We start from the raw sequence: 20,992 nt of genomic DNA on the forward strand, positions 1-20,992 counted from the left end.
GTAGGGGAGCGTTGAATGCGGGTTGAAGGTGTACCGTAAGGAGCGCTGGACTGCATTCAAGTGAGAATGCCGGTATGAGTAACGAAAAGATCTGTGAGAATCAGATCCGCCGAAAGCCTAAGGGTTCCTGAGGAAGGTTCGTCCGCTCAGGGTAAGTCGGGACCTAAGGCGAGGCCGATAGGCGTAGTCGAAGGACAACAGGTCGAAATTCCTGTACCACCGTAATCCGTTATGAGCGATGGGGTGACGCAGTAGGGTAGTGACGCGGACTGATGGATGTCCGTCTAAGCAGTGAGGCTGATGTGTAGGCAAATCCGCACATCGTTAAGGCTGGGCTGTGATGGGGAGCGAAAATTGTAGTAGCGAAGGTCATGATCTCAGACTGCCAAGAAAAGCCTCTAGCCAGGAGAAGGTGCCCGTACCGCAAACCGACACAGGTAGGCGAGAAGAGAATTCTAAGGCGCGCGGAAGAACTCTCGTTAAGGAACTCGGCAAAATGACCCCGTAACTTCGGGAGAAGGGGTGCCTCGGTAGGGTGAATAGCCCGAGGGGGCCGCAGTGAAAAGGCCCAAGCGACTGTTTAGCAAAAACACAGGTCTGTGCGAAGCCGCAAGGCGAAGTATACGGGCTGACGCCTGCCCGGTGCTGGAAGGTTAAGGGGAGTGGTAAGCTCGCAAGAGCGAAGCTATGAACCGAAGCCCCAGTAAACGGCGGCCGTAACTATAACGGTCCTAAGGTAGCGAAATTCCTTGTCAGGTAAATTCTGACCCGCACGAATGGCGTAACGACTTGGGCGCTGTCTCAACGAGAGATCCGGTGAAATTTTAATACCTGTGAAGATGCAGGTTACCCGCGACAAGACGGAAAGACCCCATGGAGCTTTACTGCAGCTTGATATTGAATTTGGGTACGATCTGTACAGGATAGGTGGGAGCCGTTGAATCTTGAGCGCCAGCTTGAGAGGAGGCATCCTTGGGATACCACCCTGATCGTATCTAGGTTCTAACTTGGTACCGTGATCCGGTGCGAGGACAGTGTCAGGTGGGCAGTTTGACTGGGGCGGTCGCCTCCTAAAGAGTAACGGAGGCGCCCCAAGGTTCCCTCAGAATGGTTGGAAATCATTCGAAGAGTGCAAAGGCAGAAGGGAGCTTGACTGCGAGACCTACAAGTCGAGCAGGGACGAAAGTCGGGCTTAGTGATCCGGTGGTACCGCATGGAAGGGCCATCGCTCAACGGATAAAAGCTACCCTGGGGATAACAGGCTTATCTCCCCCAAGAGTCCACATCGACGGGGAGGTTTGGCACCTCGATGTCGGCTCATCGCATCCTGGGGCTGAAGTAGGTCCCAAGGGTTGGGCTGTTCGCCCATTAAAGCGGTACGCGAGCTGGGTTCAGAACGTCGTGAGACAGTTCGGTCCCTATCTGTCGTGGGCGTAGGAAATTTGAGAGGAGCTGTCCTTAGTACGAGAGGACCGGGATGGACGTACCGCTGGTGTACCAGTTGTTCCGCCAGGAGCACCGCTGGGTAGCTATGTACGGAAGGGATAAGCGCTGAAAGCATCTAAGCGTGAAGCCCCCCTCAAGATGAGATTTCCCAATTAGTAAGACCCCTTGAAGACGACGAGGTAGATAGGTTGGGGGTGGAAGTGCAGTAATGCATGGAGCTGACCAATACTAATCGGTCGAGGGCTTATCCTAAAAAGTAAAACGCAAATGAGTTTCGGATCCAGTTTTCAGGGTGTAACCTTGAATGTAGAATTTGCACAGCAAATTCATGTTTGGTGGCGATAGCGGAGGGGTTCCACACGTACCCATCCCGAACACGACCGTTAAGCCCTCCAGCGCCGATGGTACTTGGACCGCAGGGTCCTGGGAGAGTAGGACGTCGCCAAGCAACAAGTAAAGAGAATCATAATCTCGTTGAGATTATGATTTTTTTTTGCATATACGTATATTTTAGAAATATCCTTACAAAAGGAAGGTAACATTTTTGTTACGGAATGTAGGAGTAAACCCTGTATAATATAGGTATTGAATCCCATACACACACGCTGCATTATTGCAGAATTATGCAAACTCCATCATAGGATTTTGTATAGTCAATCAGGCTGGTAAGGAGGGAAGATCATGCGGCGAAATAAATGGCTTGCTCTATTGGTGCTATTCAGTGTCGCTGTCGCGATTCTTACCGGGTGCGTGGAAGAGGAGCCTTCTTGGACATCGTTTGAGGGTGCTGCTAACGAGAAGACGTTTCCGGTTCCTAAAGAAGCTAGTAAAACCGATCGGGCCAGCAGTAATTCGGACATGGACTATGTTCGCTATGCACTGCCAGCGTTGAAGGAAAGTGATAGTCTACCTGCTCCTTATTTAGAAGAGATTGCAGCTTGGGGCTGGACTGAGGAACCGAATTTATCCACCTCGAATCAGAAGGTGTTTCAGAAAAATAAGCATATGGTGCATTTGTCTGTGCATGATGGTTCTTTTACTGTATTGGTTCCAAAAGACAGAAAGGCTGTTGTGAAGAGCAAAAGCGTGGATCTTAATTAGGGACACGGTTTTCAACCGAGTAAGTAGCATAGGATTTATTGTAGATCATATTTATAGTAAACTCAGCATATTGTATGCTGTGTATCATGATGAATGAAGAGATCGGATATGGGGAAGCACTCAGAACTGCCGTTGAGTAGGGAGTGGCTTCCTTTTATATATTTGCATGTTGATCAAATGCCCTACATGAATAACGAGGATAACGATGAGGAAAAGTTTACTTGATAAGAGAATAAAGCGATTTTAATTGTTAATCCACAAAAAAAGGAGTAACCGTTTGAGGTTGCTCCTTTTTTATTGCTTCAGTCTAGATCGTTGATAGGTTAGTTCAGACCTGAGTTTTCTATCTGTACGGATAATGAGTGGTTAAATTTACTGTTGATAATATGAGGCATCTTCATCGGTGAACTTTAACATGCCATCTTTTCTCTCGCCGGTAAGCCGACTGAGGATGTATAGACGCGGTGCAATAAGCCAAAGATGCCAGAAGAGTAAGGATACAGTAAAGGCTGGTGGAGACCAGAGAATGAATACGGCTGATAAGCAGATACCGATCCAGAGGGTATGTATGTGCACACGACGAAAGATGCTATAGCCTATGTACTGGTCTGTCATATAGCCTAGCCAAGGTAATTTACGGTGGAATGCCCAGCGTTTGCGGAAGGATGTTCCGCCACCGATATATAGGACAGATCGTGAGATTACGAAGTGTACCCATAAGGTTAGGAAAAAGGCAAGAGCAAACAAAAACCCGCTAGTCCAGGAAAAGGCAAGAAGCAGAAAGAGAAGCATAATAACAGGCAGTGTGATATGACTCCATATTAGTTGACGCGGTATACTGATTTTTTTAATGAGCTTGTAGTGATAGTAGGTAGCTTTGGTTCCGGTTTCCTCTGTCATGCGAACAGTCCTTTCATTAATCTACTGCATCACAAGTGGCTTCCCGTCCACAGCCGGAAAAAGGGACGGTACTTCGCTCATGCCGCTTTAAATAAGCATTTAATCGTTTTTGTAGAAATACAGAATGATCGACATCCAGTGTTAGCTAGCCTACTCTATAATTACTGGAAAAGCTATCACTGATGAAGTGTTCAAGGGCTCCGATGAAAGGGTATCCATACATAAGAGCTTTTCTTATTATATCGGCATAGACGGCTGTTTTTTAAACATACGGGGTACAAACACCATAATGGCCCAGATGGAATATATATAGAGTATATCGTCGAACTGGGCTATGAAAAGGTTTAAAATAGTAGAAAGTGCCCCATACTAATAGTAAAAGAAACAAGGTGGGATGGATATGCATGATCAAGGCGGCCACCGCTGTATTATATGCGGGCAGCACAAGCATGAAGGCATTTTTATCGTTTCCGAGTTTATCTGTGATACGTGTGAAGCTGAAATGGTGCACACGGATGCAACTGATGCCAAATATCATTTTTTTATTGATCAACTAAAGCAAATTTGGGTACAGAAAAATGCATAATATCCTTTGCTAATTAGTCTTTGAAGGATTGGCATTCCAAGGTCTGTCGATACGGGCCTTTTTTTCTGTGAGTAAAAGTAGGATTCCGCTTGATTTTACGATAAAATAAGGTAGATATAAAGCTTTGTTTGGAAGGATTGCAGAATGATGGGGAAAAAGGCGGTACATGCACCATTAATGGAAGCTCTAATACGTTACCGGACTCAGGGCAATGCTTCTTTCCATGTACCCGGTCATAAAAATGGACAAGTATATGAGCATGAAAATATTGCAGCTCTGTTGCAAGAAGTGATGTCTATTGATGCGACAGAAATTACTGGACTGGATGATTTGCATCACCCAGAAGATGTGATTCGTGAAGGGCAAGAGCTGGCTGCAAAGTGCTTTGGTGCTGAAGAGAGCTTTTGGCTAATTGGAGGAAGCACGGTCGGTAATTTGGCTATGATTTTAACTGTATGTACGGAGCCGGGAGATCTACTGCTGGTACAGAGAAATGTACACAAATCTGTCCTTAACGGTCTCATGCTGTCAGGGGCTAATGCGGTATTCCTAGATCCGGAAATAGATACACGAAGCGGGCTGGCGGTTGCCCCAACGACGGATACAATAAAAGCTGCACTGAAGGCCTATCCTTCGGCTAAAGGGGTGTTACTTACACTACCTAATTACTATGGGATGGGGCATGACCTGACGGCAACGGCTAAGGCTTGTCATGCAGCCCATGTACCACTATTGGTAGATGAGGCACACGGTGCCCATTATGGGTTGCATCCTCGTTTGCCAGCCTCTGCGCTATCCTGCGGGGCTGATGTAGTCGTCCAGTCGACACATAAAATGCTTCCAGCCATGACCATGGGGGCCATGTTACATGTGCAGGGAGAGAGAATCCATCGGGAACTGCTTCGTCAGCGTTTGGCGATGGTGCAAAGCTCTAGCCCTTCTTATCCGTTAATGGCTTCACTGGATTTGGCAAGATGGTATATAGAGGCGTATGGAACAGATACTTTTACAGTGGGCTTAGCGGCGGCAGATGCTTTTAGAAAGGGCCTGGAGCAGCTCCCACGCTTTCGCTTGCTAGAACCTACACAGCAGGCACTAGAGGGAGAATATGCTCACAGGGGAATCTCTGAGGTCCTAGAAAGGGCTGATGAGGGAATAAGCGGATATTCAACCCAGGATCCTTTTAAATTGGTGCTGTATGATACATGGGGTATACTGGATGGGTTTGGACTCAAGCATGAGTTGGAGACTTACGGATGTGTTCCAGAGATGAGCGACGAAAAACATGTTGTTTTATTGTTTACGTTAGGCTCTACGGCTAAGGATGCGAGTCACCTGTTGCAGGCTCTTGTGCATATAAATAATGATATAAGATTTAAGGAGACGGCTGGTGAGCCGGGGGCAACGGAAAAAGAGCAGCAAAGACTCGAATTAGATTTTTCCACGTGGAACAATGATAGAATGAAGGGATACTCTAGTCCGGTGCCGTTTGGGCTTCGACCGATTAGCCCGGATCAGATGGATACCGTGCCTGTAGACGAATCCGCTGGCAGGGTAGCGGCTGAAATGATTATCCCGTATCCTCCAGGTATTCCACTGCTATATGCAGGAGAAACGATTACAGAAGCGATTGCATTGCGGATGAGTCGTCTACGTGAGCTGGGAGCCAATTGGCACGGGGTAGCAGATGAAAGTATGCTTACAATTCGGGTATTCCGTTTACAATAAAGATTAGATACTAGAGACTTAACAAATACAGAAGACTGAATAAAAGAAGCATACGTAGCCTATGGGTGACTTTTATTTTTCAGGCAGGAAAGCAGGGAATAACATGAATCGGAAAGGCATTTTTATCACACTGGAGGGGGGAGACGGCTCCGGTAAAACAACTATGATTCAACGGCTGGCGAAGTTTATGGAGAGAGAAGGCTATCCAGTCATCACGACGAGGGAGCCGGGTGGCATCGAAATTTCCGAAAAGATTCGTTCTATCATTTTGGACCCTGCTCATACCAGTATGGATGCTCGAACAGAGGCACTTTTATACGCGGCGGCGCGGCGTCAGCATTTGGTGGAGAAGGTAAAGCCGGCTATTGAACAGGGAGCTATCGTATTATGTGATCGTTTTGTGGATAGTAGCTTGGTCTATCAAGGATTTGCAAGAGGGATCGGAATTGAAGAGGTGGCTTCCATTAATCGCTTTGCGGTGGATGATTGGGAGCCGGATGCCACATTTTATCTGGATATTGAGCCCGAATTGGGATTGGCGAGAATAAATGCGTCACGAGGAGCAGAAATGGATCGCCTCGACATGGAAAGTATATCGTTTCACCATAAGGTGCGAGAGGCATATTTGGAGTTGGCTCGCAAATTTCCGGAGCGAATTACAATTGTTGATGCATCTCCGGCGCCAGAGCAGGTGGAGCAAGTATTGAAGGATTTGCTGAAAAAGCGGTTTGTTCAGAATTTTAGCATATAATTGTCGAAGGATATACGGTAAAATTGAGCTAGGGACAAGGTTGTCTCTAATATGACTTGAAGGAGGAATACAGGATGAAGCTGATTATTGCGATTGTACAGGATAAGGACAGTAACAGATTATCCAGCGGACTGGTGAAAGCTAATTTCCGTGCTACTAAATTGGCGAGCACTGGAGGATTTCTGCGTGCTGGTAATACGACATTTATGATCGGTGTTGATGACAATCAGGTGGACTCATTAATGAACGTCATTCGCAGCAGTTGCAAGGTTCGTGAACAGCTGGTCACACCCGTTACCCCTATGAGCGGGACGACGGATTCCTATTTACCGTTGCCTGTTGAAGTCCAGGTGGGTGGAGCGACGGTATTCGTGATGCCTGTAGACCGTTTCGAGCATTTCTGAATCTACACAATAGGGCCTATTCTGCCGATATGATAGGGGAATCGCCTGTATCTTCTCACATGATGAGAGTGAGGGCAGATCCACTAAAACGGCAGCGCTACAGCGCAGTCCCCGGAAAGCCGAAGAAACCCTGAGTTCTAGATCGAACTGTTCATGAAGGGGGAAAGTGGAAGCATCCGGGGAGAAAGCAGGTTTATATGAAAATAAATCCGGGCTATCGCCCTTTACAAAGTACATTGTCTACGAATGAAATGAGTGCAAAGCCAATTCAGCCCAAGAGCTTCTCCGACGTTATGCAGCAAAATGGGGAGCAAGCTTCGCAGGAGGAATTGAATCGGCGCTTTAAGGAAATACAAATGCAGGGAGATCGTCTTGCACGTTCAATGACGATTCGTGAGCTGAAGGCCTATAAGATGCTGGTTAAACGGTTTTTGGAAGATACCGTTCGGCGAGGCGTGTCCATGAAGGACACAAAGGGCTGGGATCGCCGGGGACGCAGCAAACGTTATAAGCTGATTGATGAAGTGGATGAGCTGTTGCTCAAAATGGCGGATGAGCTGCTCGAAACCGAGCAAGGCAAGATTGAGCTTTTGCAAGGGGTCGGTGAGATCAGAGGATTGCTAATTAATCTCTCATTTTAATGCAGACTTATGTTATAAATGAATACAGACGGGCTGTTGCCACGAAGAAATAATCTGCTTGCTGATCATGCTGGCAGATTATTTTTGACTATGTACATGCCTGGAAGAACAACGATTTGCCGATGGATCACAGTTGTTTTCAGTGGAGAAAGTGAGGAAATATGTCTTTTCAACATATAATGGGCCAGGATGTAGCCAAAAAAATGCTGCAAAGTGCACTACGGAATCATACGGTCAACCATGCCTATGTTTTTAGCGGGCCGCCGGGAAGCGGGCAGATGAACATGGCGCAGATCTTTGCTAAGGCTTTATTTTGTGAGCGACAGACGGATGATGCATGCGGGGAGTGTTTGTCATGCCGCAAGGTAGAGCACGGGAATCATCCAGATTTGCATATTGTAGAGCCGGATGGAGCTACGATTAAAATTGATCAGATTCGTGGGCTTCAACGTATATTTTCTTACAAATCTGAAAGCTCCAATCCGAAGGTATATATCATTCGGCAGGCGGATACCATGACAGTGCAAGCTGCTAATAGCCTACTTAAATTTCTGGAGGAGCCCCAGATTCCAGTGGTCGGCATACTCATTTCTGAAAATGGACAGGCGTTGCTGCCTACGATTCAATCACGGACGCAGCAGGTTCCTTTCCACGCTTTACAGCCGGAGATGATGATGCAGGCATTAATTGGGGAAGGCTATACGGCAGGGCTTGTCCGGTCGGTCGTTCATATTGCTTCAGGACTGGAATCATGTAGAGAAATTCTCCAGCAGAATTGGTTTGCAGAAATTAGAAACGTAGTGTTACAATTAGTGAAGGAGTCCATGAGTCGGGGGAGCTCGTCTATTATTCTGGCTCAACAGAAGATTTTTAAAACTGGACTTTCTGAACACCTGGATATTCTGTTTCATCTGTTTCATTTGTGGTTTAAGGATATGCTTCATTTCCGTTACGGAAGGCACGAAAGCATTGTTTTCATAGATCATTTGGAGTCCGTCTCCAAATTGGCAATCACCCGCAGCACGGAACAATGGGTCTCTTATATGGATTTGGCCGCGAATTGCAGGAAGAAGCTCCGTTTTCACGTCAACGGGCAATTATGCGTGGAGCAGCTTCTGATTGGGTTGTCCGATACAAGCGGTTCTATCACCGGCTAACAGGAAGGCGCGCTTGTTCCACTCTGCACAATCCGCGACGCCAGGTTCCCGGTTTGTGCGACAGTGAGACTTCAATTGCGGCCATTCGTACAATGTCGGCTTCAAATGAGGTTTAGTGGCATACAAGGGGGTTAATTTTTGTATAGTGTAGTGGGTGTCCGTTTCAAGAAGGCGGGCAAGACTTATTATTTTGATCCGCTGGATCTTCCAGTGGAGAAAGAAAACTGCGTCATTGTAGAGACCGCGCGCGGTATTGAATATGGCAAGGTTGTAGTGGGCAAAAAAGAGGTAAATGATTCGGATGTTGTCCTGCCCTTAAAAAAAGTCATTCGTATTGCTGGGGATGATGACGCTCTTGTTGTAGAAGAGAATAAATTGGCGGCCAAGGATGCATTCGGCACGTGTTTAAATAAAATTAAAGACCATGGCCTTAAAATGAAGCTGGTAGATGTAGAATTTACATTTGACCGCAATAAGATCATTTTTTATTTTACGGCAGAGGGTCGGGTGGATTTTCGAGAGCTTGTAAAGGACTTGGCCAGTATTTTTCGTACACGGATCGAGCTGCGGCAGATCGGCGTACGGGATGAGGCTAAAATGCTTGGCGGAATCGGACCTTGTGGACGTATTCTGTGTTGCTCCTCATGGCTGGGGGATTTTGAGCCGGTATCTATTAAGATGGCGAAGGATCAGAGTTTGTCGCTGAATCCGACGAAGATTTCCGGGTTGTGCGGGAGATTGATGTGCTGTCTCAAGTTTGAACATGATAACTACGAAAGCATGCGAGAAGAGCTACCTCAGGTGGGTAAGATGGTTATCACCTCTTTGGGAGAAGGTAAAGTCGTAGGTGTGAATGCAGGTCATCGCACGGTGCATGTTCAACTATTTGAGATCAGTAAGGTCAAGGAACTTCCAATGGACGATGTAGTCGTCAAGTAAACCATTAGGTTGCTTCGGGGTGGAAACTTGGATAAATTAAATGTTTTTGCGCGTATTCACGAAATGGAAACCCAAATGGGACAGTTGCATAGCGATCTGGGTGAATTGAAACTGGCAGTAAAAGAGCTGCTGGAGGAAAATCAACGACTAACGATTGAAAACGAACAGGTGCGCAAGATGCTCAAACGTGAAACCTCTGGAGAAGAAAAGACGGCAAACAAGCCGAAGCTTCCTCCTCCGATCGTCATTAAGGATGAAGGGCAAACGGGTGAGGTCGTGGGCGAAGGCTACGACAATCTAGCGAGGCTGTATCATGAAGGATTTCATATATGCAACGTGTATTACGGACATTTGCGAACGGAAGGCGATTGCCTCTTCTGTCTGTCATTTTTGAATAAATAAAAACAAGCCGTAGGAGCAAGATGCCTACGGCTTTTTTGTAAGGAAGTATGAGTGAAAAGCGATTTTGGTTATAAAAGATGGGAGAGCACTATGTACGAAAATGAAAAGAAGTCGGAACGAATTGATGATCTGCTTTCACATAATTTGCGCATTATCCAAAGTGATGAAGTATTCAGTTTCTCAATGGACGCGGTCTTGCTGGCACGTTTTGCCGGTATTCCGCAGCGTGGAAAGATTCTGGATCTGTGTACTGGCAATGGGGTTGTCCCGCTGTTGCTAACGACACGAACAAAGGCGTCTATTGAAGGAATTGAGATTCAACCACGTTTGGCAGATATGGCTAGACGTAGTGTCAGCTTGAATGGATTAGAAGCAGCAATCCAGATTCGGGAAGGGGACCTACGTGAGCTGGTTCACACCACGGGGCATGGTGTTTATGATGCGATTACTGTGAATCCCCCCTATATGCCGCTAAATGGTAGCGATATCAAGCTGAATCCTCACCAGGCAATTGCCCGTCATGAAGTGAACTGCACACTGGAAGAAGTCATTCAGGCATCCACCCGGCTTGTACGTAATGGGGGAAAGGTATCTATGGTTCATCGCCCGCAGCGGCTGGGTGAGATTATAACCTTGATGCGTAAACATAGTTTGGAACCCAAACGAATACGTTTTGTTCACCCAAGAGTTCATATGGAAGCCAATATGGTCCTGGTTGAAGCATTACGTGACGGCAAACCGGAGGTTCGTTTGTTGCCTCCGCTCATTGTATATCAGGAAAATGGGAATTATACTCAGGAAATAAGAGATATCTATGGAGAAGTAAGCAAGGGGGATTCTGTGTGAAAGCAGCTGTACAAAAAAGCTTTAGTACCAGTGAAGAAGAACGGGGAAAGTTGTATCTTGTTGCGACACCTATTGGAAATCTGGACGATATGACCTTTAGGGCGATTAACACCTTAAAATCATGTAGTATTATCGCTGCTGAAGATACACGGCAGACACGCAAACTGCTCACTCATTTCGAAATTACACCGGATATGCTCTTCAGTTATCATGAACATAATAAGGCTGCTAGCGGGCCTGAACTGATACGTTATATAATAGAAGGAAAAAATTTGGCACTGGTTAGCGATGCAGGTCTACCAGCCATTTCTGACCCTGGTTCGGATCTGGTCAAACTGGCACTGGAAGCGGAGATTAGCGTCATTCCTATCCCAGGAGCAAATGCGGCACTATCGGCTTTAATTGCCTCAGGACTGGATACAGAAAGGTTCACCTTCGCTGGCTTTCCACCACGGGAGAAAAAGGACCTAGAGAAGCTGTTGCTATCGTTTCAGGTATCTCACGGCACAATTATTTTTTATGAATCGCCTCATCGTATTGTGAAGACATTGATGGTGTTGAAGGAAACATTAGGTTCACGCAAAGTGGTGCTTGCGCGTGAGCTGACCAAGCTGCATGAGGAATGGGTGCGGGGAACCGTGGAGCAATGCCTTGCTAAACTAGAGGAGAATCCACCGATTGGTGAATATTGTCTGGTGGTTGAAGGGAAAGACGAAGAGGAAGAGGAACAGGAACGTCAGGCATGGTGGCAGTCTTTAACGTTGGAGTCCCACGTCGCACATTATGAGGCAGAGGGACTCACACGCAAGGATGCAATGAAGCGTACAGCCACAGATCGTTCAATCTCCAAGAGAGATGTTTACAACGCACTCTTATGAATATCTGCCTAAACAAAAAAGGGCCTTCCAACGGTTGGGTTCAAACCGTGGAAGGCAACAAGGAGTATATATGAAAAAGGTTAGAATTAACAATATCTGATAAGTCTATTATATACTAAAATTCTCAGTTTGTCACAGGTGTTGGGATTTCAGAAATGCAATCTTGGCAAACAATTTTTCCTTTGAAGTAAATTACGTTCTCAGCATTGCCGCAGAAGATACAAGCTGGCTCGTATTTTTTAAGCATGATGCGTTCGCCATCAACATAAATTTCCAAAGCGTCTTTCTCTCCGATTCCCAGGGTACGGCGCAATTCGATTGGAATAACAACACGTCCGAGCTCGTCAACTTTTCTTACAATACCAGTGGATTTCATCATAATAAATCAGGCTCCTCTCGCCGTTTAAAATAATATAAGTGTCATGATTCGACAAAATTTTCTCTTTTCTGATATTTACTATACCAACGATTCCCAAAACAGTCAACCTTAAAAATGTAGTAACAGTCTGATTATGCAAAAGTATTTAGATTAAAGAGCTTTACTTGTGTGTATTGCCTTATCTCATTGATGATTTATTCAGTTTGTCGATTTGGAAATGTCGAAAAACTATAATTCGACATATTACGACAAAGAATGTCGAATGAGGGAAACCATTTAGGATTTTATTGTATTTTAATCCATTATTCCGAATATTAAAGGAGCTGATATCTTGCACCAGCCACTCAGTGAAGAAAAAGTTTTTAAAGACCCGGTACATAATTACATCCATGTTCAGGATACTGTGATATGGCGGTTGATCAACACGCCGGAGTTCCAACGTTTACGGCGCATACGGCAGTTAGGCACGTCGTATCTTACGTTTCATGGAGCGGAGCATAGCCGGTTTTCACACTCATTGGGCGTATATGAGATTACGAGAAGTATTATTTCTCAATTTGAACGTGGAGATTTCCCGGATTGGCCGAAGGAGGAAAGGTTGGTTGCTCTGTGTGCAGCTCTATTGCATGATGTGGGGCACGGCCCATTTTCTCATTCAATTGAGGAAGCCTTTCATATGAACCATGAGGATTGGACATGCCGCATTGTACTGGGAGACACGAAGATCAACGCCGTGCTACGACAAGTCGACGAGCAGCTTCCACAAAAGGTGGCTGCGGTTATAGCCAAAACGTATGATAAACCGATTGTTGTCAACCTGGTAACCAGTCCGCTAGATGCCGATCGTATGGATTATTTGTTGCGGGATGCTCACTCGACAGGCGTCAACTACGGCACGATTGATTTGGATCGTATTTTACGACTGCTGCGTCCTCATAATGGGAGAATTGTTGTGAAGGAATCAGGTATGCATGCAGTAGAAGATTATTTAATGTCACGCTACCAGATGTATTGGCAAATTTATTTTCATCCTGTAACACGCAGCTCGGAAATCCTTTTACGTAAAATTTTCAAGCGAGCAAAGGAATTGTTTAAAAACGGATATGAGTTTGGATTTCTGCTGGACCCGTTGCCGGATCTGTTGAAAGGAGATCTTACAGTAGAGCAATATCTGATGCTCGACGAGTCATTAATCCAGACCGTATTTAGCCAGTGGAAACGAGAAAAGGACGAGATTTTAAGTGATTTGAGCAGCCGGTTTATGGACCGTAGATTGTATAAATATGTAGAGATTGAAAATATGGATACAGATACCATTGACAGTATTCGAGAAGCTTTGAAAGAGGCTGGTTTGCACCCTGAATATGATTTTGAAATTGATTTTCCGACAGATCTTCCTTATGATGTGTTTCGGCAGGGTGGCTCGACGGACAACCAGATTTTACTGCTTGGACGTCAGGGCGAGGTGAGTGAAATATCCGAAGTTTCGGAAATTGTGCGCTCAATAAGTGGTATTCACCGAGGGAAATATCATATGTATTTTCCCCAGAATAAATTGAACGCGGTAAAAGACAGGCTTCCTGCCGAAATAAGGAATTATTTTGTCAAAGAATAGACAACTATATAGAAATGTAAGTAAAAAAAGGAGATGTAAACCTTGGATTTATTCGACACTCATACTCACTTGGATGCGCCACAATTTGACGAAGATCGTGAAGAAGTTATAGCACGTGCTGTCGAATCAGGAGTAACGCGGATGATCAATATCGGATTTAATCGTGAGACCATTCCATCCACCATGAAATTGGCCGAGACGTATGATTTTATTTATGCGGCAGTTGGATGGCACCCACAGGATGCTATTACAATGCAGGAGGGCGATCTAGAATGGATTGCATCGTTATGCAGTCATAAAAAGGTTGTAGCCATCGGGGAGATCGGTCTGGATTATTATTGGGATACATCACCGAAGGATGTGCAGCAGCGGGTGTTTCGAAATCAAATTGGTCTGGCTCGTGAGCTCAAGATGCCCATTGTTATTCATAACCGGGATGCCCATGAAGATATTGTTAAGATTTTGCGCGAGGAAAAAGCGAGTGAGATTGGTGGAGTCATGCACTCCTTTTCGGGTAGCTGGGAGACAGCCAAAATGGTGCTGGATATGGGATTTCACCTTTCCTTCGGTGGTCCAATAACGTTCAAAAATGCCAAGCAGCCCAAAGAGGTGCTCGCACAGGTGCCGCTGGACCGTCTGCTCATTGAAACTGATGCTCCCTATCTGACACCTCATCCGTTTCGTGGGAAGCGAAATGAGTCTGCACATGTGAGACTGGTAGCAGAGGCTGCAGCCCAAATCAAAGGGATTACAGTGGAGGAATTAGTGTCAATAACGACCCGAAATGCCCTGGAACGATTTGACATTCAATGAAAAAGTGAAGAAATCGATCAAAATAAAGAGATAGACGAAGCTAATCATGAATTTGTTGCAGGAAACTCGAGAATATTACAATATTTTAACCGAATATTTTAAAAAATGTACTTGAAACCTGCTTTACAACATGCATAGAAACAGGATATCATCTTTTCAGTGAATTGTTGTTTGAATGTAAACATCAACAAGTCATTTCATGAACCAGTCTCGCTGAGTCCCTTTTACAGGGAACGGGGGAACCGATATGGCTTACAGTATGTCCGGCGTATGTGCAAGAAGGGAACGTCTCTTCCGCCAGCCGGCTCGACCTAAATTCTTTTCCCGGATGGGATTGAACAGGTGGAGGAGCCGTATTTCGATTTCTTTCTGGGTCTTCGGGGTGAATGTGAAGGCGACCGCCATGAGCGGTTGACCCAAGCTAGGGCGACTCTCTACGTCCGAACCCGACAGCTAACCCCGTAAGCGTAACAAGAGAGAAGCCATCTCGTGCATGAGTTTTCCCGCATATTCACACATGCCGGAAGCCACGAAAGAGCTCTCTAGTCTCTTTCTCTGGCTTTTTTTGTTGTGAATAAAAGAAAATCTGTCATCATACTGTGGTTAAACAGGGGAGGACAGCATGCCGCGAAGACGGGTACATGGTGCAGGACAGTCGTAGTTTGGGCTTGTCTTGTAGAAAATCTGTTATAGTCACGTCAAATCTCAACTATGTCTTACTCCAGACGGCGGGCTATGTAAGGAGGACGGAGGAAATGGGCATTTTCCAAAAAAAGGATACCCATGAGTCACGCTCATCCAGCATGTCTTACGTATTGCGTTGGAAGCAAGAGAATGTGCGCCAGGCTGCTTTGGTTGCTATTTTTCTAATCGCGCTAACGATTATGATTTCAATTCTGATGTACACGCAATCTAAAAAACAAGTCTTTTTTGTCATCGATGGCAAGGCGTCTGCGGTAGAAACCCGGGAATCCAAGCTTCAAGATTTGCTGAGCGAGCATTCCATTTCACTTCAGCCGCATGATACAGTTTCCATGCCGCTAAATGGAGCAATACAGGATGGCGATCGCGTAGTCATTAAACGTGCCAATCAGGTTAAAGTATCTTCAGGCAATGAGACGAAAAAGCTGTACACAACAGAAAATACAGTAGAAGGTGCCATTCGTACCTCGGGCTATAAATTATCATCAACGGATAAAGTTTATCCTGCGTTGGATGCCTCTGTTTCGTCTAACATGGACATAAAAATCGTCCGTGTGAAGAAACAGCAGGTCGAACAGAAAAAACAGGTGCCTTATCAGGTCATCAAAACGGCCGATCCGAGTCTTTATAAAGGCGATAATCGGGTCATTCAAAGCGGCAAATCGGGTGTGGTCGTCCAGCACGTTCAAAAGGTATATCATGATGGAAAGTTGGTATCCAAACAGCTGGTTAACAAGGAAGTTGCACAGAACCGTGTGGATAAAGTCATTGCGGTAGGAACGAAGAAAAAACCGGTCGTTCTTGCTGCTTCCGTCGGTCCCAATGATGCGGTTAAGGCAACAACGGTTAGTTCAGGCAGTGCTGTCCGTAAAGCAGGCGTAAATTTTAAATATAGCAAAGTTTTACAAAATGTCTCCATGACGGCGTATTCCTCACAGGAGCCAGGTATCGGTACACGTACTGCATCCGGCGCACGTGTCACGGAAGGACGCACCATCGCGGTCGATCCGAGTATAATTCCAATCGGCTGGTGGGTGTACATCGAAGGGGTGGGCTTCCGTCGTGCGGAGGATACCGGTGGCGCGATTAAAGGCCACAAAATCGATGTGTATTATGAGAGTTTGAGCCGAGCCAACCAATTTGGTCGTAAGCACGGTAAAACCGTATATGTTATCGGACCGGTAAAGCCTGAAATCAACTAAAACAGGTTGTGTATGTTGAGGGCAATGCGATAGTATTAACAACATAGTTATGCCATGCTAAGAAGAGGATATCCTCTTCTTATTTTGTTTTCAAAAGCAGGGAAAGATAAATATAGCTTGCTGTGTAGCAGTGGAGGGAAACGCAAATGATCAAGGAAGTGATCGTGGTAGAGGGCCGGGATGATACGGTGGCCATTCGCCGCGCTGTTGAAGCGGATACGATAGAAACTGGCGGCTCCGCCATTAATAAAATGACGCTGCGTAAAATTGCATTGGCGCAGGAGCGGCGGGGGGTCATCATTTTAACCGATCCCGATCATGCAGGGGAGCGCATCCGTAAGATTATCGCTTCCAAGGTACCCGGCTGCAAGCAGGCCTTTATACCCGAGGCAGAAGCGACGCGTAAAGGAGATATTGGCGTGGAGAATGCCTCGCCAGAAGCGATCAGACACGCTCTTGCACGGGTCCATACGACAGTGGAAGGCGCCGACCCGCTGATTGAGTGGGCGGACCTGATTGATGCTGGACTCATCACCCATCCCAATGCTGCTGCACGCCGTATGGCCTTAGGGAATGTGCTGGGTATTGGTTATTGTAACGGAAAGCAGCTACATAAACGGCTCTCTGTATTTCAGATCAGCCGCGAGGAATTTGCCGGGGCGCTGGCACAAATTGAAAGTGAAGGATTGTGATGTCCGTATGACAGGGATTCAAGATATAGCAACACCGCGGCGTACGAAGGAAATTATTCAACGGCACGGTTTTTCGTTCAAAAAGAGTTTGGGACAAAATTTCCTGATTGATCAAAATATTCTCAATAAGATTGTAAATGCTGCCGGATTGGATGAGACGAAGGGTGCACTTGAGATCGGTCCTGGGATTGGCGCTTTGACCGAGAAGCTGGCGCAATCGGCTAAGGCAGTTACCGCTGTCGAGATTGACCAGCGGCTGCTGCCAATTCTCGAAGAGGTGTTGGCCCCTTACGAGCATGTGAAGGTACGTCATGGAGACGTGCTGAAGCTGGATTTGCGAGAGGTGTTCGCAGCCGATTTTGCAGACGTGAGTAAAGTAAGTGTCGTGGCTAATCTGCCGTACTATGTTACTACACCGATTCTGATGAGGCTGCTGGAGGACAAGCTCCCTCTGGAGAATATCGTCGTTATGATCCAAAAAGAAGTGGCTGAGCGCATGGCTGCGTCTCCTGGAACGAAGGATTACGGCAGTCTGAGCATTGCAGTGCAATATTACAGCGAACCTGAATTAGTCTGCACTGTGCCGAATACAGTATTTATTCCCCAGCCAAATGTGGAGTCTGCAGTCATCCGGCTGCGTGTACGGGAAGCCCCTCCGGTGGAAGTGGTGGATGAGAAGCACTTCTTTGAAGTGGTTCATGCTGCTTTTGCCCAGCGTCGTAAAACCATTTCCAATAACTTAAAAAGCCGTTTCTTCACCAAAGAGAACAGGGACACGCTGGAGCCGCTGTTGCAACAAGCTGGTATTGAACCCTCCCGTCGAGGAGAAACGCTAAGTATTGAGGAATTTGCGCGTCTCAGCGCTGTGCTGTTGGAGGCAGGTATATCCTAAGCTGGAACCAAACTGTGCATTCACCCATACGATATAGGAGGGGTGATACAGTGTGATGAGTTTAGGAGACTTGGTCGTTCGGAAATCGTACGGTGGAGATGTCACGTTTCGTGTTGAGGACATCCAGCGGGATAAAGCGATCATTAAGGGAATAGAATTTCGGCTGCTGGCCGATTCCCCGGTGAACGATCTGGTCAGAGTGCCTGCAGACCAGATTAGCGGTAAGACTCAGCAGGCCCACATTAAGGCTGGTGAGTCTCTTAATCTGTTGCAACGGGCACGCCAGCAGCAAGCTGCTCGTAGTCAGGCAGCTCTGGTAGGGGACTGGAGTGATCCGGTTGAGTCAACGTATTTTGAAATGCCGGGAAAGGTTCTTCACCTGGATGGAGATCCCAGCTATCTGAAAAAATGTCTCAGTTTATATGAACAGCTCCGTGTTCCTGCAGAGGGACATCACGTTCACGAATCGGCAATGGCGGACACGTTGTACCGACTGCTTCCTCGTATCCGTCCGGATATCGTAGTCATTACCGGACATGACGGTGTGCTGAAGCAGCCACAGCCTTACGATTTGTACAGCTTGAAAAGTTATAAAAATTCGCAAAATTTTGTGGCGGCAATTCAGGTAGCAAGACAATATGAACGTCATCTGGATTCGCTGACGATTGTAGCGGGAGCGTGCCAGTCCCATTTTGAGGCGCTACTACGTGCGGGAGCAAACTTCGCCAGCTCACCAGGGCGTATCCTGATTCACGCGCTGGACCCCGTTTACGTGGCTGCCAAGGCGGCCTTTACTTCGATCCGTGATACGGTCAACATGGGGGACCTGTTTCACCAGACAATCAGTGGCAGTCGCGGAGTGGGTGGAATTGAAACTAGGGGAAGCTATCGCATCGGCCTGCCGAAGCTTGAAAATTTATCAACGCTTAAAGTAACGCCTTCCGCAATCTAGGATTCAAATGTGCCAATAGGATTAACCTGAACAAAAAGCCTCTGCTTTCAGAGGCTTTTTGTCATTTTTTATATAAATTATTCCTGTTCGCAAAAAATTAAATTGACAACTTATTTTTCGTGTTGTTATAATATTTAGCTTGATTTGACAATCCCTCTAAAATTCGTTATAATGGACAAGGAAAGAGGTGGTCGTTAGGCAATGGCTAAAAATACGCTGTTGGAAATCAAACGCAGTCTCGACGCACATGTAGGGCAAAAAATTTTGCTGCGGGCTAACGGCGGACGCCGTAAGACCGTCGAACGAACTGGTGTCTTGGAAGAAACGTACCCTTCTGTTTTTATCGTCAAGCTGGATCAGGAGCAACAGACGTTTAAACGTGTCTCCTACAGCTATGCTGACATTCTTACCGAGTCGGTAGAAGTCAGCGTATATGATCCCGACTCCCATACAAGTGTAGTCGAATATTTTGAAACACCTTAATTGATTTCGTGATTTATACCAGCTTTGCAGGTTTAACGACGGCTTCGTCATTTCAAATGACGGGGCCGTTTTGTATATACAGAGCAGGATGAAGCATGACATCTCTGTACATACTAAGCCGGGAATGATCTTCCTTATTCCATTGCCGAAGGAGGCGTATGTATGAGCCGAAGAAGACGGAGTGTCATGTCGGAGGAGCTAAAGTACGAGCTGGCCAAAGATCTTGGATTTTACGACACGGTCAAGGAAGAAGGCTGGGGAGGCATTAAAGCCAAGGATGCGGGCAATATGGTCAAGCGGGCTATCCAACTTGCCGAGCAGGCAGCTTCCCGCAAATCGTAGCTATCGGTGGTGCTGATGAAAAGCGGGGATATCCGGGATTAGACCGGGTCATCTCCGCTTTTTTGAACCTCATGACTTGACACGCTGAGTCTGATATAATATGTTAAGCTGTCTTGAGGGAAAAGTTGAAGGTGGGTGAACGCCTTGAAAATATATGAAAAAGCACCGGCGAAAATCAATTTAATGCTTGATGTTCTACGTAAGCGGGATGATGGTTATCACGAGGTCGAAATGATTATGACCATGGTCGATCTGTCTGACCGATTGACGATGTCTGAGTTACCGCGTGATACCATTATTATTTCAAGTCAAGCCGGGTACATACCATTGGATGAAAAGAACTTGGCTTTTCAGGCTGCTCGTCTGATCAAAGAACGTTATAACGTGTCTACGGGCGTCCACATTCATCTGGATAAGCATATCCCGGTGGCGGCAGGGTTGGCGGGTGGAAGTAGTGATGCTGCCGCAGCGCTGCGTGGACTGAACAAGCTATGGAAGCTTGGTATTTCGGATGCCGAATTAAGGGTGCTGGGTGCGGAACTGGGCTCAGATGTACCTTTCTGTATTACAGGGGGTACAGCTTTAGCAAGTGGACGCGGAGAACTGCTCAAGCCACTTCCGAATCCGCCACAATGCTGGGTGATCCTTGCGAAGCCGCCGATTAATGTATCGACGGCTGAAGTGTATGGTCGTGTCAAAGCAGATCAGATTGCGCACCACCCGTCTGCCCGCCAGATGGAGCATGCGATCCATAACGCTTCTTTTACCGATGTATGCAACGCGCTGGGGAATGTACTTGAGGATGTAACACTAAAGCTGTATCCAGAGGTAGAGCATCTTAAAAACTCCATGATCCGTTTAGGAGCAGACGGTGTGCTGATGTCAGGTAGTGGACCTACAGTGTTCGGACTGGTATCGAAGGAAGCCAAAGTGCCACGGATTTACAATGGACTAAGAGGGTTTTGTAAAGATGTGTATGCAGTACGACTTTTGACCTGATTTTAGATATTTCTTTCATATTATAGTGGTAATTGTTGTACAAATACGTACGAAGATGATATATTTACTATTAAATATTCGGATTTTACTATATCACTTACATTCCGCCAGCAACCGGCCAGTCCGCCGGTGCTTTACTGTA

General features: G+C 46.3%; 22 protein-coding genes, 2 rRNA genes and 1 riboswitch (1 of these 25 cut by a window edge). Of the genes, 22 read left to right on the forward strand and 2 right to left on the reverse strand.

Annotation, left to right across the window (positions count from 1 at the left end):
* The 3 genes from ACWGXJ_RS00055 to ACWGXJ_RS00065 all read left to right on the forward strand — a co-directional run.
* Nucleotides 1–1,698 (forward strand): 23S ribosomal RNA (locus tag ACWGXJ_RS00055) (it extends 1,230 nt beyond the left edge of the window).
* A gap of 79 nt (nt 1,699–1,777) precedes the next feature.
* Nucleotides 1,778–1,894 (forward strand): 5S ribosomal RNA (rrf, locus tag ACWGXJ_RS00060).
* A gap of 233 nt (nt 1,895–2,127) precedes the next feature.
* Nucleotides 2,128–2,547 carry a hypothetical protein gene (locus ACWGXJ_RS00065; RefSeq protein ID WP_013308104.1) on the forward strand — a complete coding sequence of 140 codons (420 nt, stop codon included), beginning with the start codon at nt 2,128–2,130 and terminating at the stop codon, nt 2,545–2,547.
* 372 nt (nt 2,548–2,919) lie between these two features.
* Here ACWGXJ_RS00065 and ACWGXJ_RS00070 read toward each other — a convergent pair whose 3' ends face one another.
* Nucleotides 2,920–3,447 (reverse strand): hypothetical protein, encoded by a 528-nt coding sequence (locus ACWGXJ_RS00070; RefSeq protein WP_452565906.1) that lies wholly within the window; start codon nt 3,445–3,447, stop codon nt 2,920–2,922.
* 400 nt (nt 3,448–3,847) lie between these two features.
* Between ACWGXJ_RS00070 and ACWGXJ_RS00075 the strand changes: the two genes are divergently transcribed.
* From ACWGXJ_RS00075 to rsmI, 10 genes are all read left to right on the forward strand, one after another.
* Entirely contained in the window at nt 3,848–4,033 is a 186-nt protein-coding gene (locus ACWGXJ_RS00075) for a sigma factor G inhibitor Gin (protein WP_023986422.1), read from the forward strand.
* Between the two features lie 144 nt (nt 4,034–4,177).
* Nucleotides 4,178–5,761 carry an aminotransferase class I/II-fold pyridoxal phosphate-dependent enzyme gene (locus ACWGXJ_RS00080; RefSeq protein ID WP_452565907.1) on the forward strand — a complete coding sequence of 528 codons (1,584 nt, stop codon included), beginning with the start codon at nt 4,178–4,180 and terminating at the stop codon, nt 5,759–5,761.
* Between the two features lie 103 nt (nt 5,762–5,864).
* Nucleotides 5,865–6,512, forward strand: coding sequence for a dTMP kinase (gene tmk, locus ACWGXJ_RS00085; RefSeq protein WP_348621089.1), 648 nt, complete (start codon nt 5,865–5,867; stop codon nt 6,510–6,512).
* Between the two features lie 74 nt (nt 6,513–6,586).
* On the forward strand, nt 6,587–6,916 hold the full coding sequence (locus tag ACWGXJ_RS00090; protein ID WP_007427998.1) for a cyclic-di-AMP receptor: 330 nt from the start codon (nt 6,587–6,589) through the stop codon (nt 6,914–6,916).
* A gap of 197 nt (nt 6,917–7,113) precedes the next feature.
* Entirely contained in the window at nt 7,114–7,557 is a 444-nt protein-coding gene (locus ACWGXJ_RS00095) for a YaaR family protein (RefSeq protein ID WP_013308108.1), read from the forward strand.
* A 161-nt stretch (nt 7,558–7,718) separates the two neighbouring features.
* Nucleotides 7,719–8,714 (forward strand): DNA polymerase III subunit delta', encoded by a 996-nt coding sequence (holB, locus tag ACWGXJ_RS00100; protein ID WP_235306834.1) that lies wholly within the window; start codon nt 7,719–7,721, stop codon nt 8,712–8,714.
* Between the two features lie 138 nt (nt 8,715–8,852).
* Nucleotides 8,853–9,653: a PSP1 domain-containing protein gene (locus ACWGXJ_RS00105; RefSeq protein WP_013308110.1), complete on the forward strand. Its 801-nt coding sequence runs from the start codon at nt 8,853–8,855 to the stop codon at nt 9,651–9,653.
* A gap of 27 nt (nt 9,654–9,680) precedes the next feature.
* Nucleotides 9,681–10,055 carry a DNA replication initiation control protein YabA gene (gene yabA / locus ACWGXJ_RS00110; protein WP_025722558.1) on the forward strand — a complete coding sequence of 125 codons (375 nt, stop codon included), beginning with the start codon at nt 9,681–9,683 and terminating at the stop codon, nt 10,053–10,055.
* Nucleotides 10,056–10,145: 90 nt separating this feature from the next.
* Nucleotides 10,146–10,901, forward strand: coding sequence for a tRNA1(Val) (adenine(37)-N6)-methyltransferase (locus tag ACWGXJ_RS00115; RefSeq protein ID WP_254327482.1), 756 nt, complete (start codon nt 10,146–10,148; stop codon nt 10,899–10,901).
* Nucleotides 10,898–11,779 (forward strand): 16S rRNA (cytidine(1402)-2'-O)-methyltransferase, encoded by an 882-nt coding sequence (gene rsmI / locus ACWGXJ_RS00120; RefSeq protein WP_322175532.1) that lies wholly within the window; start codon nt 10,898–10,900, stop codon nt 11,777–11,779. The genes ACWGXJ_RS00115 and rsmI overlap by 4 nt, the downstream gene beginning before the upstream one ends.
* Before the next feature lie 124 nt (nt 11,780–11,903).
* On the opposite strand, the gene ACWGXJ_RS00125 is transcribed toward rsmI, so the two are convergent.
* Nucleotides 11,904–12,158, reverse strand: coding sequence for an AbrB/MazE/SpoVT family DNA-binding domain-containing protein (locus ACWGXJ_RS00125; protein ID WP_007428005.1), 255 nt, complete (start codon nt 12,156–12,158; stop codon nt 11,904–11,906).
* A 331-nt stretch (nt 12,159–12,489) separates the two neighbouring features.
* Between ACWGXJ_RS00125 and ACWGXJ_RS00130 the strand changes: the two genes are divergently transcribed.
* From ACWGXJ_RS00130 to ispE, 9 genes are all read left to right on the forward strand, one after another.
* Nucleotides 12,490–13,773 (forward strand): HD domain-containing protein, encoded by a 1,284-nt coding sequence (locus ACWGXJ_RS00130; protein WP_452565908.1) that lies wholly within the window; start codon nt 12,490–12,492, stop codon nt 13,771–13,773.
* 42 nt (nt 13,774–13,815) lie between these two features.
* A complete protein-coding gene (locus ACWGXJ_RS00135; protein ID WP_452565909.1) occupies nt 13,816–14,586 on the forward strand; it encodes a TatD family hydrolase in 771 nt (256 codons plus the stop codon).
* A gap of 201 nt (nt 14,587–14,787) precedes the next feature.
* Nucleotides 14,788–15,070: riboswitch (cyclic di-AMP (ydaO/yuaA leader) on the forward strand.
* Nucleotides 15,071–15,341: 271 nt separating this feature from the next.
* Entirely contained in the window at nt 15,342–16,490 is a 1,149-nt protein-coding gene (locus ACWGXJ_RS00140; protein WP_061831836.1) for a 3D domain-containing protein, read from the forward strand.
* 146 nt (nt 16,491–16,636) lie between these two features.
* Nucleotides 16,637–17,182 carry a ribonuclease M5 gene (gene rnmV / locus ACWGXJ_RS00145; protein ID WP_013308117.1) on the forward strand — a complete coding sequence of 182 codons (546 nt, stop codon included), beginning with the start codon at nt 16,637–16,639 and terminating at the stop codon, nt 17,180–17,182.
* A gap of 7 nt (nt 17,183–17,189) precedes the next feature.
* The gene (rsmA, locus tag ACWGXJ_RS00150) at nt 17,190–18,074 is read left to right on the forward strand and encodes a 16S rRNA (adenine(1518)-N(6)/adenine(1519)-N(6))-dimethyltransferase RsmA (protein WP_103049272.1); all 885 of its coding nucleotides are present in this window, start codon (nt 17,190–17,192) and stop codon (nt 18,072–18,074) included.
* Nucleotides 18,075–18,129: 55 nt separating this feature from the next.
* Nucleotides 18,130–19,026 (forward strand): sporulation peptidase YabG, encoded by an 897-nt coding sequence (yabG, locus tag ACWGXJ_RS00155; protein WP_061831846.1) that lies wholly within the window; start codon nt 18,130–18,132, stop codon nt 19,024–19,026.
* 201 nt (nt 19,027–19,227) lie between these two features.
* Nucleotides 19,228–19,509 (forward strand): biofilm formation stimulator Veg, encoded by a 282-nt coding sequence (gene veg, locus ACWGXJ_RS00160; RefSeq protein ID WP_013308120.1) that lies wholly within the window; start codon nt 19,228–19,230, stop codon nt 19,507–19,509.
* A 162-nt stretch (nt 19,510–19,671) separates the two neighbouring features.
* Nucleotides 19,672–19,851: a small, acid-soluble spore protein, alpha/beta type gene (locus ACWGXJ_RS00165; protein ID WP_007428013.1), complete on the forward strand. Its 180-nt coding sequence runs from the start codon at nt 19,672–19,674 to the stop codon at nt 19,849–19,851.
* A 144-nt stretch (nt 19,852–19,995) separates the two neighbouring features.
* Nucleotides 19,996–20,850: a 4-(cytidine 5'-diphospho)-2-C-methyl-D-erythritol kinase gene (ispE, locus tag ACWGXJ_RS00170; protein WP_069290753.1), complete on the forward strand. Its 855-nt coding sequence runs from the start codon at nt 19,996–19,998 to the stop codon at nt 20,848–20,850.
* Nucleotides 20,851–20,992: the final 142 nt, after the last annotated feature.

It is taken from the genome of Paenibacillus sp. S33 (genome assembly GCF_053615415.1).

Bases quoted from the DNA above. Each gene is read 5' to 3' on its own strand.
- ACWGXJ_RS00095 (WP_013308108.1), top strand. From the start codon at position 7,114: ATGAAAATAAATCCGGGCTATCGCCCTTTACAAAGTACATTGTCTACG.
- ACWGXJ_RS00070 (WP_452565906.1), bottom strand. From the start codon at position 3,447: ATGACAGAGGAAACCGGAACCAAAGCTACCTACTATCACTACAAGCTC.
- rsmA (WP_103049272.1), top strand. From the start codon at position 17,190: ATGACAGGGATTCAAGATATAGCAACACCGCGGCGTACGAAGGAAATT.
- veg (WP_013308120.1), top strand. From the start codon at position 19,228: ATGGCTAAAAATACGCTGTTGGAAATCAAACGCAGTCTCGACGCACAT.
- ACWGXJ_RS00090 (WP_007427998.1), top strand. From the start codon at position 6,587: ATGAAGCTGATTATTGCGATTGTACAGGATAAGGACAGTAACAGATTA.
- ACWGXJ_RS00140 (WP_061831836.1), top strand. From the start codon at position 15,342: ATGGGCATTTTCCAAAAAAAGGATACCCATGAGTCACGCTCATCCAGC.
- ACWGXJ_RS00165 (WP_007428013.1), top strand. From the start codon at position 19,672: ATGAGCCGAAGAAGACGGAGTGTCATGTCGGAGGAGCTAAAGTACGAG.
- ACWGXJ_RS00075 (WP_023986422.1), top strand. From the start codon at position 3,848: ATGCATGATCAAGGCGGCCACCGCTGTATTATATGCGGGCAGCACAAG.
- rnmV (WP_013308117.1), top strand. From the start codon at position 16,637: ATGATCAAGGAAGTGATCGTGGTAGAGGGCCGGGATGATACGGTGGCC.
- ACWGXJ_RS00080 (WP_452565907.1), top strand. From the start codon at position 4,178: ATGATGGGGAAAAAGGCGGTACATGCACCATTAATGGAAGCTCTAATA.
- ACWGXJ_RS00125 (WP_007428005.1), bottom strand. From the start codon at position 12,158: ATGATGAAATCCACTGGTATTGTAAGAAAAGTTGACGAGCTCGGACGT.
- yabG (WP_061831846.1), top strand. From the start codon at position 18,130: ATGAGTTTAGGAGACTTGGTCGTTCGGAAATCGTACGGTGGAGATGTC.
- ACWGXJ_RS00065 (WP_013308104.1), top strand. From the start codon at position 2,128: ATGCGGCGAAATAAATGGCTTGCTCTATTGGTGCTATTCAGTGTCGCT.
- tmk (WP_348621089.1), top strand. From the start codon at position 5,865: ATGAATCGGAAAGGCATTTTTATCACACTGGAGGGGGGAGACGGCTCC.
- ACWGXJ_RS00115 (WP_254327482.1), top strand. From the start codon at position 10,146: ATGTACGAAAATGAAAAGAAGTCGGAACGAATTGATGATCTGCTTTCA.
- holB (WP_235306834.1), top strand. From the start codon at position 7,719: ATGTCTTTTCAACATATAATGGGCCAGGATGTAGCCAAAAAAATGCTG.